At 74.8% G+C, this 13,188-nt stretch carries 11 protein-coding genes; 3 read left to right on the forward strand and 8 right to left on the reverse strand.

What is annotated here, in order from left to right:
- Positions 1 to 100: 100 nt before the first annotated feature.
- On the reverse strand, positions 101 to 1,585 hold the full coding sequence (locus ABTZ17_RS33220) for a CehA/McbA family metallohydrolase (protein WP_352199522.1): 1,485 nt from the start codon (positions 1,583 to 1,585) through the stop codon (positions 101 to 103).
- A 148-nt stretch (positions 1,586 to 1,733) separates the two neighbouring features.
- On the opposite strand from ABTZ17_RS33220, the gene ABTZ17_RS33225 reads away from it, so the two are divergent.
- Entirely contained in the window at positions 1,734 to 2,147 is a 414-nt protein-coding gene (locus ABTZ17_RS33225; protein ID WP_352199523.1) for an FKBP-type peptidyl-prolyl cis-trans isomerase, read from the forward strand.
- Between the two features lie 78 nt (positions 2,148 to 2,225).
- On the opposite strand, the gene ABTZ17_RS33230 is transcribed toward ABTZ17_RS33225, so the two are convergent.
- From ABTZ17_RS33230 to ABTZ17_RS33260, 6 genes are all read right to left on the reverse strand, one after another.
- On the reverse strand, positions 2,226 to 3,719 hold the full coding sequence (locus ABTZ17_RS33230) for a hypothetical protein (RefSeq protein ID WP_352199524.1): 1,494 nt from the start codon (positions 3,717 to 3,719) through the stop codon (positions 2,226 to 2,228).
- A gap of 245 nt (positions 3,720 to 3,964) precedes the next feature.
- Positions 3,965 to 4,357: a hypothetical protein gene (locus tag ABTZ17_RS33235; protein WP_352199525.1), complete on the reverse strand. Its 393-nt coding sequence runs from the start codon at positions 4,355 to 4,357 to the stop codon at positions 3,965 to 3,967.
- A 730-nt stretch (positions 4,358 to 5,087) separates the two neighbouring features.
- The gene (locus ABTZ17_RS33245; RefSeq protein ID WP_352199526.1) at positions 5,088 to 6,143 is read right to left on the reverse strand and encodes an ABC transporter permease; all 1,056 of its coding nucleotides are present in this window, start codon (positions 6,141 to 6,143) and stop codon (positions 5,088 to 5,090) included.
- Complete coding sequence (locus tag ABTZ17_RS33250; RefSeq protein WP_352199527.1) at positions 6,140 to 6,847, reverse strand: ABC transporter ATP-binding protein; 708 nt, start codon at positions 6,845 to 6,847, stop codon at positions 6,140 to 6,142. Before ABTZ17_RS33250 ends, ABTZ17_RS33245 begins: the two co-directional genes overlap by 4 nt.
- A complete protein-coding gene (locus ABTZ17_RS33255; protein WP_352199528.1) occupies positions 6,844 to 7,998 on the reverse strand; it encodes an efflux RND transporter periplasmic adaptor subunit in 1,155 nt (384 codons plus the stop codon). Before ABTZ17_RS33255 ends, ABTZ17_RS33250 begins: the two co-directional genes overlap by 4 nt.
- Positions 7,999 to 8,114: 116 nt before the next feature.
- Positions 8,115 to 9,527 (reverse strand): aminopeptidase P family protein, encoded by a 1,413-nt coding sequence (locus ABTZ17_RS33260; protein WP_352199529.1) that lies wholly within the window; start codon positions 9,525 to 9,527, stop codon positions 8,115 to 8,117.
- A gap of 151 nt (positions 9,528 to 9,678) precedes the next feature.
- Here ABTZ17_RS33260 and ABTZ17_RS33265 point away from each other — a divergent pair, with 151 nt between their 5' ends.
- A complete protein-coding gene (locus tag ABTZ17_RS33265; RefSeq protein ID WP_352199530.1) occupies positions 9,679 to 10,665 on the forward strand; it encodes a LuxR family transcriptional regulator in 987 nt (328 codons plus the stop codon).
- Between the two features lie 31 nt (positions 10,666 to 10,696).
- On the opposite strand, the gene ABTZ17_RS33270 is transcribed toward ABTZ17_RS33265, so the two are convergent.
- Complete coding sequence (locus tag ABTZ17_RS33270; RefSeq protein WP_352199531.1) at positions 10,697 to 12,196, reverse strand: PucR family transcriptional regulator; 1,500 nt, start codon at positions 12,194 to 12,196, stop codon at positions 10,697 to 10,699.
- 325 nt (positions 12,197 to 12,521) lie between these two features.
- Between ABTZ17_RS33270 and ABTZ17_RS33275 the strand changes: the two genes are divergently transcribed.
- Positions 12,522 to 13,052, forward strand: a complete 531-nt coding sequence (locus ABTZ17_RS33275; RefSeq protein WP_352199532.1) for a molybdopterin-binding protein — start codon at positions 12,522 to 12,524, stop codon at positions 13,050 to 13,052.
- The last annotated feature ends 136 nt before the right edge of the window (positions 13,053 to 13,188 follow it).

Below are 13,188 nucleotides of genomic sequence, written 5' to 3' on the forward strand. Positions count from 1 at the left end.
ATGAGGCGCAGCTGGTTGGGTTCGACAGCGGCGCGCAGGTCGTCGTCGGTGATGACCAGATCGTCCGGGTCCGGGGCGGGGCCGCCGGGCGGGGTTCCGTTCAGGGGCGCAGCCGGATCGGGTTGGTGAGGGCGGCGGGCGGCCCGGGGAGGTGCGGTGCCTGGGCGGGGTGGCGGACCTCCGCGCGGACGTGGGCGGTGCGGGCGGCCGTGGTGCGCCATTCCAGGGCGTCGGCGGCGGGCACGGTGAGCACGGTGCCCTGGTCGGTGACGAGCCGGAGTTCGCAGCCCTCCGCCCCGGTCGTCGAGAGCCGCACCAGGACCTCGGTGTCCGGTCCTCCCGCGGTCAGTTCCTCGCCGATGCCCGCGTGGCCGCCCCGGGGCGTGACGGCGGTGAAGTCCACGGACACGGCGGAGGATTCGGCGGCGTAGGCGCGTCCGGCCCGCAGTCCGGCGAGGATCGCCGTGCGGGAGAGGTCCTCGGCCAGGACCACGGTCTGGGGGCTGCCGACCCGGTCCGGGGCGCGGTGGTAGTCGCTGTGCGCGAGGGCGGGCAGGGGGCGGCGGCCGTCCGACCGGGACAGTCCGGCGTCCCAGGCGGCGAGGGTGATCTCGTCGTCCGGGGTCCAGGGCCCGTTCCAGATCTCCACGGCGTCGGCCTCGGCGAGGCCGTGCTTCCAGGCGCAGCCGATGCAGGTCGCGTGCGGGTGGGCGGGGACGACCAGGCCGCCCGCCTGCCGGACGGCGCGCGCGAAGCGGGGGAACCGGCCGTCGCGGGCCCGGTAGCGCCAGTCGACGAAGGTGCCCGGGTCGGTACCGACGGCGAGGACGTGGCCGGTGCGGGTGGTGATCTCCTCGCCGGTGAGCACGAGCAGGCCCTGCGCGGCGGCGGCCGCCCACGCGGTGTGGGAGCTGTGGGTGTTGTGCTCGGAGGTGTTGACGAAGTCCAGGCCGGCGGCGCGCGCGAGGGCGATGATCTCGTCCGGCGTGCTGCGTCCGTCGGAGTGCACGGAGTGCACGTGGCAGTCCCCGCGGTACCAGGCCCGGCCGCGGCCGGGGAGGCGCTCGGGCGGATGGGTCACGGGGGCGGGGCGCGCGGGCGGGCCGGGTACGAAGGTGGTGGTGATCTCGTAGGCGAGGCCCTGCGGGGCGACGGTGTAGGGGCCGAGGGCGAGGTACCAGCGGCCGGGCTCCAGCGGTCCGGGCAGGTAGCCGGGGGTGGCCGCGTCACCGCGGAGGAAGAACTCGGTGCGGGCGCCGCCGGACCAGCCGCGGAAGCCGCGGCCGCCGAGGGCGGTGCCGCGCCGGTCGAACAGGCCGATGTCGAGGGCGTTGCCCGGGGTGCCGGGCGGGGTGGGGGGCTTGTCGTACCGGTAGGAGACGCGCAGTTCGCGTACGCCGGGCGGGAGGTCGAACGGCAGGTACACGTAGTCGGGTGCGCCGGGCGGGAGGGTGCCGCGCAGGACGGTGGACGCGGCCGGTGCGGGATCCGCGGCGGGGCCGTCCGCGGGCGTGGGGAGGGGGACGGCCGTGCCCGCGGCCGATGCCGTCGCCTGTGCCAGCAGTGCTCGTCTACTGAGGGCCATGGCCCTCAGGGTCCCGGCCCCCGGTGAACCGGGCGTGAACGCGCGGGCGGTCCGGAGTGGGGGGCCGGCCCGGGTAGCGTGATCGACCGGCGCGCGGGGTGCGTCCGGGCGGTCCGGGCGGGCCGCCCGCCGGGAGTGAGGGGCTGCGATGAGCGGACCGGTGAAGCCCGAGGTCCAGGTGCCGGAAGGGGCGGCTCCGACCGAGCTGACCGTCCGGGACCTGGTGGTCGGGGACGGGCCCGAGGTGAAGTCGGGGATGGTGGTCCGGGTCCACTACGTGGGGGTGACCTTCGCCTCGGGGAAGGAGTTCGACGCCTCCTGGGACCGGGGCGAGCCCTTCAAGTTCGCGCTGGGCGCCGGACGGGTCATCAAGGGCTGGGACCGCGGGGTGAAGGGCATGCGAGTGGGCGGCCGGCGCGAGATCGTCGTCCCGCCGCGCCTGGGCTACGGCAACGAATCCCCCACGCCGCTGATCCCGCCGGGCTCCACCCTGGTCTTCGTGGTGGACCTCCTGGACCTGTACTCCACCCCGGGCGGCTGGCACAGCACCCGCACCGGCTGACCGGCCTCCGGCCGCGACGCGCACGCGTGCGGGGCCCGCGCCCCGGGTGGGGTGCGGGCCCCGCACGGGGCGTCCGAGTCAGCGGCCGGCCACGATCCGGTCGGCGGCGCTGCCGATGCCGTTCCAGCCCGAACCCGTCCAGACGGTGACGGCGGACCGGTCGGGGGTGAGCCCGTGGACGTGGGTGCGGCTGAGGGCGAAGCTCGCGCCGGGCCCGCCGATCTGCGTCCAGGAGTGGGCGGTGCCGTCGAAGCGGAACACGTCTCCGCCGTTCGGTGCGATGGCCACCATCGTCGTGCCGCCCGCGTACAGGTCCGCGGCGGGTCCGCCGACCTGTTCCCACCGTTCGCCGCTGCCGGTCCAGCGCATGACGGCGCCCCGGTTCGGGGTCAGCCCGTAGAGGGCGTCGTCGTTGACGGCGAAGGCGGCTCCGGCGTTGCCCACACGGGTCCAGGAGCCGGGGGTGCCGTTGTAGCGGTGGACCCCGCCGTCGGCGGGGTTGGTGGCGAACAGGCCCGCCGCGCCGGCGTACAGGGCGGTGGCCGCGTCGCCGATCTTGGTCCAGCCGGTGCCGCTGCCGCTCCACTGCATGACGGCGGCTCGGTTCGGGGTGAGGGCGAACAGGTGCCGGTCGCTGACGGCGAAGGCGGCGCCGGCGTCGCCGATCCGGGTCCAGGATCCCGGGGTGCCGTTGTACTTGTGGATGCCGCCGTCGCCGGGGTTCGTGGCGAACAGGCCGGCGCCGCCGGCGTACAGGGCCGCGGCCGGTCCGCCCACGGCGGTCCGACTTCCGCCGTTCCAGACGACGACGGCGGACTTGTCGGGGGTCAGCGCGTACAGGTCCCCGTCGACCGGCACGGGGACGGACGGCGCGTCGTCCACGACGTGGCGGTTGCGGATCGGCCGGTAGGCGCCGGGGTTGCTGCCGGCGAAGTACGGGTACGGGATCCGCCGGTGGTGGACGCCCGACCCGGAGAACTCGTATCCCCAGTAGGAGGCGCGCCCCGCGTCGGCCCAGCCCTCGAAGAGCACGATGTGGCCGGAGCTGCCCGAGTTGTCGTTGTTCAGGGCGTCGCCGAGGCGCAGCTCGTCCTTGGTGATCTGCCGGGTCACCCCGCGCGCGGCGAAGGTGTCGGTGGTCAGGCCGGCCCTCGCCAGGCCCCAGGCCATCGAGACGTAGCCCAAGCAGTCGCGCCGGTAGCCGTCGTGCGTTCCGGACTGGTTGTAGGCCAGTCCTCGGCCGACCCTGGACCGGGCCCGCTCGATGACGCGGCCGCGGGTGATGGCGGGGGCGGCGGCGGCACTCGTCGCGGGGGCTGCGGCCAGGGCGGACGGGCCCTCCTCCGGAGATGCCGTGCCGGGGGAATCCTCGAAGACGCGGTCGGCGGGTTCGCCCTGCCCCGGGCTGCCCTCGTCCGGGAACTCCGCCGTGACGGCCGTCGTACCCGCCGTGGCACGGGCGGGTCCGGCGGTGGCGGGCTGGACCCCGTACCCCAGGAGGGCCGCCGACAGGGCGCCGGTGAGGAGGAGGCGGACGGATAAGGAACGGCGGATGCGAACGGCCCGTGCCACGAGGACTCCCGGAAGGATGCGACGAGGTGCGACGCGTCGAACCCAGGGAGTCGGCGGGTGTCGGAGCGGCAGGGCGAGCGGCAGAACGGCGGCAGCGGGGCGGCGGAAGGCCGCGGTCGCGCGGCCGCCTCCGAAGGCTCCGGAAGCCTGGGCCGGAGGCGGGCGGGACGGCCTGGGCCGGAGGCGCGGCCGGCTCAGGGGCGGCGGTGGGTCAGGGGCGGCGGTGAGTCAGGGGCGGCGGTGAGTCAGGGGCGGCGGAGGCGGGTGGTCCAGCGGGCGAGGAGTTCGGCGGGGGTGCGGGCGGGCGGGGTGCGGCCGGCGGGGCGGTAGGGACGGCCGGTGAGGGGGGTGTACGGCATCAGGTAGCGGTCACCGCCGGTGTCGAGCACGCACAGCGGGAAGCCGCCCGGCTCGGGGGCCCGCTCGATCCGGACCGTGAAGGGGCGCGGCGGGTCGGTGGGGATCTCGGCCCGCAGCGGCTCCCCGAGCCCGGCGGCGGCGACGGTCTTCCCGTCCACCCACACCTCGGCGCGGTCCCGCCGCGGATCGCACATCACGGTCACGGCGTGGCCGTCCTGGTCGAGGTGGTAGCGCAGGCTGCCCGGCATCTCGGCCTCCCGGGAACGTGTCCTGTCCACCAGGGTAGTACGGCGGGCCGCCCGGCCCGGGGGCGGCCGTCCCGGGCGCCGGCCCCGGTCCACAGCGGATCCAGGGCTCCCGCACACGGAAATCCCACGCCGCCGTCCCAGCATCGCGGCATGGCACGCCACAGACGCTCCGCCCGGTCCCGGACAGCGGGCCGCTTCCTCGTGTTCGGTACGGTGGCCGCGCTCACCGGAGCGATCGGACTCACCCAGGCGCAGACCCGGCCGGAGGCGGCGATGGAAGCGGTACCGACGCCCGCCGCGGGGGCCGGCGGGACCACGTCCTCCCCCGCGGCCCCGACCCCGGCCGCCCCCTCCCCTTCCCTCCCCCTCCCCGTCCGCGGGCGCGTCGGAGGCGTCACGGGTGGGCGCCGCGGTCACGGAGGCGGTACGGGAGGTTGGAGGGCGCCGGTGGGCACGCGGCCGTGGCGGTACTGGATCCGGCCACCGGAACGACGGCCTCGGCGGGGACCGGGGGGACGGCCGACCGTGCCTTCGCCACCGCCAGCATCGTCAAGGTCGACATCCTCGCCGCCCTGCTGCTGCGCGCCGACGACGAGGGGCGCGAGCTGACCGCCCAGGAGGACCGCTGGGCGAGGGTCATGATCGAGGACAGCGACAACGCGGCCGCCACCGCCCTCTGGAACGCCATCGGTGGCGGGCCCGGCCTGACCGCGGCGAACACCCGACTGGGCCTGACCGGGACGGAGCCGGGGGACGGCGGTTACTGGGGACTGACCCGGACCACCGTCGCCGACCAGCTCCCGCGCGGGGGTCCGATGGCCTTGCGGATGCCGATCTCGCGGGTCCGTTCGGTGACGGTGACCAGCATGATGTTGGTGACCCCGATGCCGCCGACGAGCAGGCTGATCGCGGCGACCGCCCCCAGCAGGACCGTGAAGGTCTCGCTGGACTCGGCGACCGCGGACTGCAGGCTCGCCTGGTTGAACACCTGGAAGTCGGTGGTGCCGTGGCGTTGGTTCAGCACGGCGGTGACCTCGGCCTGGGCCGCGTCCACCGCGCCGGGGTCCTCGGCCTGGACGACGATCTGGCTGAGCGCGCCGTAGCTGGTCAGGGTGCCCTGCACGGCGGTGTAGGGGGCGATGGCGATGTCGTCGGCGTCCTGGAAGCCGGTGGAGGCGGAGCCGGATTCCGCGAGGATCCCGACCACGGTGAAGAAGGCGCCGTCGACGTTCATGCGCTTGCCGATCGGATCGACCCGGCCGAAGAGTTCCTCGGCCACCGTCTTTCCGATCACCGCCACCTTGAGGCCGGAGCGGACCTGTTCGGCGGTGAAGGACGCACCGCGTTCGACGGTCTTGTTCGCCGCCTTGAAGTACGCCGTGTCGGTGCCGACGAACTGGCCGATGCTGTGGCTGGTCGTCAGGTAGGTGGTGGTCCGGGCGCTGGCGTTGACCACGGGTGAGGCGCTCTCCACCGAGGGCGCCTTCACGGGCTCGACCAGGGCGGCCGCGTCCTCCACGGTGAGCTCGCGGGCCTGCGTGCGGGGTCCGGTGGCGCCCGAGTCCCGGGAGGCTGCGGGGCCGCCGGCCTGGCGGGACCCGCCGCCCTGTCCGGTGGTGGAGGTGGAGACGGTCAGCGCGCCCGCGCCGAGGCGGCTGATGCTGTCCTGGATCTGGCGGGAGGATCCGTTGCCGACGGCGACGAGCAGGATGACCGCGCCGACGCCGATGAGGATGCCCAGGGTGGTGAGGCCGCTGCGGAGCTTGTTGGCGCCGAGGCCGCGCAGGGCGAAGCGGAGGATCTCGAAGGGGCTCACTGTCCGCGGTCCTCCACGATGTCGCCGTCGACCAGGCGGATGACCCGCTTGGTGCGCTTGGCGACCTCGTCCTCGTGGGTGATCAGGACGATGGTGCGGCCGGCCGCCGAGAGCTGGTCGAGGACGTCGAGGACGTCCTCGGTGGAGCGGCTGTCGAGATTGCCGGTGGGCTCGTCGGCGAGCAGCAGGGCGGGGGCGGTGGCCAGGGCGCGGGCCACCGCGACGCGTTGCTGCTGGCCGCCGGAGAGTTCGTTCGGTTCGTGCCCGGCCCGCTCGGTGAGCCCGACCAGGTCGAGGGCGGCAAGGGCCCGGCGTCGTCGTTCGGCTGGCTTCACCCCGCCGTAGGCCAGGGGGAGTTCGACGTTGGCGAGGGCCGTCATGCGCGGGATCAGGTTGAAGCTCTGGAAGATGAAGCCGATCTTGCGGTTCCGCAGGATCGAGAGCTGGTGCTCGCTGAGTCCGCTGACGTCCGTGCCGTCCAGCAGGTAGCTGCCCCGGGTGGGGACGTCCAGACAGCCGAGGATGTTCATCAGGGTGGACTTGCCCGAGCCGGACCGGCCCATGATGGCCACGTAGTCGCCGCGTTCCACGGTCAGGGTGGTGCCGCGCAGGGCGTGTACGGCGGTCTCGCCCCGGCCGTACACCTTGGTGAGTCCGCGCACCCGGATCACGGGGGCGGTCGGGGACGGGACGGTGGTGCTCATCGGCCGCCACCGCCACCCGGACCGCGTCCGCCGGAGCCGCCGCCGGGCATCGCCCCGCCGCCGAGGCCGCCACCGGGGAACTGACCGCTGCCGCCGGCGCCGCCGGTGGTGGTGGTGGCGGCCGTGATCCGGACCTGTTCGCCTTCCGTCAGGCCGGACTTGATCTCGGTGCCGGAGGTGCCGGAGATGCCGACCGTCACCGTGCGGACCACCGGCGCGCCGTCCTGGAGGACGGTCACGGTGCTCTGGCCGCCCGCGCTCGTGCCGGCGGCCGCCGGCACGTACAGGGCGTCCTTGGCCTCCGCGACGGTGACGGTCGCGGTGGCCGTCTGCCCGATGCGCACTTCGGCGGGCTTCTCCTTGAGGGAGACCGTGACCCCGAAGGTGACCCCGTTGTTCTCCGTGGTCGGTACGCCGTCCACGGCCGCGACCATACCCTGGGCCGTGACACCGGACAGGGCGGCGAAGGTGACCGTCGCGGTCTGTCCGACCTTGAGTCGGGTGGCGTCCGACTCGGTGAACTTCCCCGTCACCTGGACCGCGCCCGGATCGGCGAGCTCGATGAACCCGCTGCCGGACGCGGTCGTCCCCGACGATGACGATGACGCCGAGGACGACGACCCCGATGCCGAGCCGGATCCGGAGGACGAGCCTCCGACGCTGCCGTTCACCGCGGTGACCGTCCCGGCGAACGGGGCGTACAACACGGTCCCGTCGAGGGCGCGTTGGGCGGCCTTCACGGCGTTGTCGGCCCGGACCCAGCCCGCCCAGCCCTGGGTGGTGGTCGTGTCGGCGTCGGCGGCCATGGCCCGGTCGGCCTTCGCGGCGTCGAGCTGTTCCTGTGCCTCGGTGCGGTCGAGTTCGGCCGGCTTCCGGCCCTTCTCGACCTTGGTGCCCACCGTGACGTGGACGGCGGTGACGGTGCCCGAGCCCGTGAAGGTCAGCGCCCGTGTCCGCGCGCTCGCCACCGAACCGGAGGCGGACACCTGCGCGGTGAGGTCACCGCGCGTGACGGTCGTGGTCCGGCTCGCGGCCGGGGCCTCCGTCCCGTCGTCGCCGAGTGACACGTACGTGAGGGCGACGCCCCCGGCCAACAGCAGGGCCGGGCCGCCGTTGACCACGGCGGCCCGGCCTCTGATTGCAGATCCCATGGCCGGTAAGGCTGGTGGCCCCACCTGTGGCGGCCGTAGCGGTTACATGTGAAATCTCCCGTGAGACCCCGGGGCGGGCTTGCGCGGAGCGGAAGCGCGTGGCCCGGTGAACGGGCTCAGCCCGCGTAGCGGGCCATCCAGGCCTCGACCTCGTCGGCCGACCGGGGCAGTCCGGCGGAGAGGTTCTCGTGGCCGTCCGCGGTGACGAGCAGGTCGTCCTCGATCCGGACGCCGATGCCGCGCCACTCCTCGGGGACCGTCAGGTCGTCCGGCTGGAAGTACAGGCCGGGCTCGACGGTGAGCACCATGCCCGGCTCCAGGACCCCGTCCACGTACTCCGCGGTGCGGGCCTCGGCGCAGTCGTGCACGTCGAGGCCGAGCATGTGGCCGGTGCCCGCCATGGTGAAGCGGCGCTGGAGGCCGAGCTCGAAGGCCCGGTCCGCGGGGCCTTCGAGGAAGCCCCATTCGACCAGCTTCCCGGCCAGGTGACGCTGCGCCGCCACGTGGAAGTCGCGGTACGCGGCCCCCGGCTTCACCGCGGCCATGCCCGCCTCCTGGGCCTCGTACACGGCCTCGTAGACGGTGCGCTGCACGGGGGTGAAGGTGCCGCTCACCGGCAGGGTGCGGGTGACGTCGGCGGTGTAGAGGGTGTGGGTCTCCACGCCAGCGTCGAGGAGGAGCAGGTCGCCGGGGCGCACCGGGCCGTCGTTGTCGGTCCAGTGCATGATCGTGGCGTGCTCGCCGGCGGCGCAGATGGAGCCGTAGCCGACGGAGTTGCCCTCCAGGCGGGCGCGGCGGAAGAAGGTCCCCTCGATCCAGCGCTCGGAGGAGGCCACGGCCCGGGAGAGTTCGGCCACGCAGTCGGTGAACCCGCGCACGGTGGAGTCCACGGCCTTGCGGAGTTCGCCGATCTCCCAGTCGTCCTTGACGAGGCGGAGGTCGCTCAGGGCCTCTTCCAGGGCGGCGTCGCGGTCGGCGTCGGTGCTGACGGCGGCCTCCGGTTCCGGGGCGATGCCGCGCACGATGCGGGTGGGCACCTCGGGGGCGGCGGCCAGGTCGGCCGTGAGGGTGCGGACGTCGCGGCACTCCAGCCCCAGGACCCGCTCGGACTCGGCGAGGGAGCGGCGGCGGCCCATCCACAGCTCGGCGGTGTAGCCGAGCCAGAACTCGTCGGTGTCCCGACCGTCCCGCGGCAGCTGGTAGCAGACGGCGTGGTGGCCGCCCTCCGGGCGGGGTTCGAGCACGAGGGCGCAGTCGCGGGCCTGGTCGCCGGTCAGGTGCACGTAGCCGGAGAACGGGCGGAAGGGGTAGGTGTCGTCGTTCGAGCGGACCTTGAGGCCGCCGGAGGGGACGACCAGGCGTTCGCCGGGGAAGAGGGCGGACAGGGCGGCGCGGCGGCGGGCCGCGTGGGGGGCCTGGGCGTCCTGCGGGAGGTCGTGCTGCTCGGTGTCGGCCCAACCCGTGCGCATGAGGGCGGACAGTTCCCCGGAGACCTCCGGGTAGAGGCCGTTCTTGCGTGCTTTCGCCACGTCGTGCACCTGCTTCCGGACGGAGTCGGCGGCGCCGGGGGCTCCCGGCGGCTCCCGGACGGTACTGCGGAACGCTCCGCCCCGGAGTTCCCTCGGTGCCAGTGGCACCGATGTGCCAAAGGGGCGGGGCCCGGGCGCCGATAATGCGGGCATGACGAACGCGCGACTGGACGGGGCCCTGCGACTCCTCGGGATCGGGCCGGCCGCCGGCCGGGTCTACCTGGCCCTGCTGGAGCGGGCCCCCGCCCCGCTCTCCGTGATCGGGGAGGCGGCCGGGCTGGACGGGGACGGGCTGGCGGCGGCGTACGGGGAGCTGGTCGACGCGGGGCTGGCGAGCACGGCGGCGGAGGGGGCGGAGGTGGTGGCGCCGGTGCCGCCCGCGGCAGGGCTGGAGGTGCTGGCCCGGCACCGTGCGGCCGAGCTGGAGGAGTCGCGGATCGCCGTGGGCGGCGCCTTCGACGCCTTCCGCCGACAGCGCCTCGCCGCCTGGAACGACCACCTCGTGGAGGTGGTGACCGGGGACGCGGTCGGCCCGCGGATGCGCCAGGCGTGGGCCAGTGCCCGCGAGCAGATCCGGCAGTTGGACTCGCCGCCCTACTTCCCGCTGCCCGGGGCCACCGAGGACGCGCTGGCGACGCTGGCCCGGGGCGTGGTGCAGCGCGTCGTGTACTCCCGGGCCTCGCTGGAGGTGCCGGGGCAGTTGGAGAGCGCGATCGAGCCGTGCGTCCGGGCCGGGGAGCAGGCCAGGGTGACCCCGGCGGTGCCGGTCAAGCTGGTCGTCATCGACGCCTCGTACGCGCTGGTCTCGCTGTCCATCAAGGAGGCGGACGTGCACAACACCATGCTGGTGGTGCAGCCCTGCGGGCTGTTGTCGGCGCTGATCGCGCTGTTCGAGCAGGTGTGGCAGACCGCGCTCCCGCTGCACGGCGGCCCGGGCGGCGGCCCGGCGGGCCTGCCCGCGGCCGATCGCCGTCTGCTGCGCCTGCTCGCGGGCGGTGCGAGCGACGAGGTCATCGCCCGCGAACTGGGCGTCAGCCGCCGCACCTTCTTCCGCCGCCTCCAGATCCTGATGGCCCGCCTGGGCGCGGAGAACCGCTTCCAGATGGCCCTCCAGGCCCAACGCTCCGGCTGGCTCTGATCCCTGGCCCGCCCGGGGCCGCCGGGGTCCGTCAGCGGCAGAGGAGGGCGGCGCGGAGGTCGAGGCGGTGGTCGAGGCGGGAGAGGTCCAGGCCGGTGAGGGATTCGATGCGCTGGATGCGGTAGTGGACCGTGTTGACGTGGAGGTGGAGGGATTCGCCGGTGCGGGTCCAGGAGCCGTTGTGGGCGAGGAAGGTCTCCAGGGTCTCCAGGAGCATGCCGGCCGAGGCGCTCTCCTCGGTGACGAGGCGGCCCAGGACGCGGGTGCTGAACACCTCGCGGACCTCGGCGGGGACGCCGGTGAGGAGGCGGGCCAGGGTGGTGAAGCCCTCGGCGCCGGTGACCTCGGAGCGATCGGGGGAGGCGCCGCGCGCCGAGTCGAGGGCGAACCGGGCCTGGCGCAGGGCCCCGGGGAGTCCTTCGGCGTCGGGGGTGGGGGCGCTGACGCCGGCGTGTAGGAGGGTGGTGGGGTCGCAGGCGTGCAGCAGCGGCCAGGCCGCCTCCAGGGCGGGGTGCGGCGGGGGCCCGGAGACCACGGCGGCGGCGCCGTCGCCGAGGGGGGCGACGAGGTGCGGGGCGCCGTGGTGGGCGAGGGCCTCGGCGAGGGCGGCGCCTGCGGTGGCCGGGCCGCCGGTGCCGGCGCGGACGGCGATCACGTGGCGGGGCTCGCCCTCGGGGAGTCCGCCGGCCGTGAGGAGGGCGGTGCGGGCGGCGGGGTCGGGGCGGGCGGCGGTGAGCAGGGCGAGGAGGGCGGCGGCCGGTTCGGGGGCCGGGCCGGCCGGCTGCTGGAGGCGGCATTCGGCGAGGACGTCGGCGAGTTCGTAGAGGACGCCGGGCGGGACGTCGGCGGCGTCGCGGGCCGTGAGGTACCAGCGGTCGTAGACGGAGCCGCCGCCGTCGACGGGGACGGTGAGGCCGGTGCCGGTCCTGAGGTGCTCGGCGGCCTGGCGGGGGGTGAGCACCGGGGTGCCGGGGGTGCGGGCCACGAGCCGGCCGGAGGCGGTGAGGATCCCGCAGGGGGCGGGGCCGAGGGGGCCGAGGGCGGCGTCGAGGAGTTCCTGGGGTCCGGCGCCGGCGGTGAGGAGCTGCTGGAGGCGGCCGCGGACGGCGGCGGGGAGGGCGTTGCGGCCGGCGGGGCGACGGCCGAGGCGGCCCCACTGGCGGAGGTAGAAGGCGTCGGTGATGGTGCGGAAGCTGACGTCCGGGGGGACGGCGAAGAGGGGGATGTCGTGGTCGCGGCAGGCGACGAGGACGTCCTCGGGGACGGCGCCGTGGGTCTCCTCGCCCGCCAGCAGGGCGGCGGTGCCGGCGCCGCGGAGGGAGGCGGCGAACTGGTCGGCCTTGCGGCGCCCGCCGTCGGGGGTCCACCAGACCAGGCCGCTGAGCACGATCTCCCCGGGTTGCAGGAACCGCAGTGGGTCCTCCAGGTCGGTGGCGGTGAGTCCGCTGATCTCCCGGCGGAGCAGGGCTTCTTCGGCCCACAGGAGTCTGAGTCCGAGGTCCTCGTCCTGGAGGAGGTGTTCCACCTGCATGCCTGCGGCCCTTTCGCGTCAGCGGAGTGCACCGCCCGTGAACCCGCAGTCGCGAGCTGAATGCGGTATTCGTCATCGTAAATGCAAGGTTCTTGTCCGGAAACACCTGTTGTATGAAGCTCCACCCGGGCCGGTGGGGCTCTCGGATGTTCCGCCGCCGCACGGTCACGGCGGGATGTCCTCCGACTACGCGTCTGCACCTCATACGGGCCTCTTCGGCTCGCGTATGCGAGACTCTGGCCGGTTTCTCTTCGGAAATGAGATTCCATTCGGCGTGGTGCGGGCATGACGGTGAGGCACCCGCCCACTGGCACTGGAGGCACCCATGGAGGGGACCGGCATCACGCCGCAGACCACCACCACCGCACCCGCGTCACGCGCCCCGGGCACCCTGACGCTCCTGATCACCGGCGAGGTGCACCGGCCCCTCAGCGTGGCGCAGCTGCGCACCCGCTGGCCGCAGCACCGGGCCCAGGTCGTCTTCGACTGCGCCACCGAGGGACCGCAGCGGCACAGCTTCGAAGGGCCGCTGCTGCGCGAGGTGGTGGCGGCGGCCGAGCCCTCCTTCGACCCCCGCCGCCGCAAGGACCGCTCGCGGTTCCTGCTCACCGCCGAGGGCGGCGACGGCCACCACAGCGTGCCGGCCTGGGCCGAGGTGGACGAGGACTTCGGGGACTCCCCCGTCCTGCCGGCCACCCGCATGGACGGCCGGGACCTGGACGCCGAGGGCAGCCAGCTGGTGGTGCCCACGGACCGCTGCGGGGCCCGGTACGTCAGCGCCCTCACCCGGCTCCGGATCAACGCCTGCCTGCCCCCCGCGGAGCGGCGGTCCGCCCGGGTCGCACGCCGCGCCTGACCCCCGGCACCGGCCCCGCCGGTCCCTGGTGGATCCACCAGGGACCCCGCCCCCCCCCCCCCCCGGATTTAGGGGCCCACAACCAACAGGTTGGCAAAGAAACAACGGCGGAAGAGAAGAAAAAAAAGGGAGAGGG

Source organism: Streptomyces sp. NPDC097619, assembly GCF_040302735.1.
Lineage (GTDB): Bacteria > Actinomycetota > Actinomycetes > Streptomycetales > Streptomycetaceae > Streptomyces.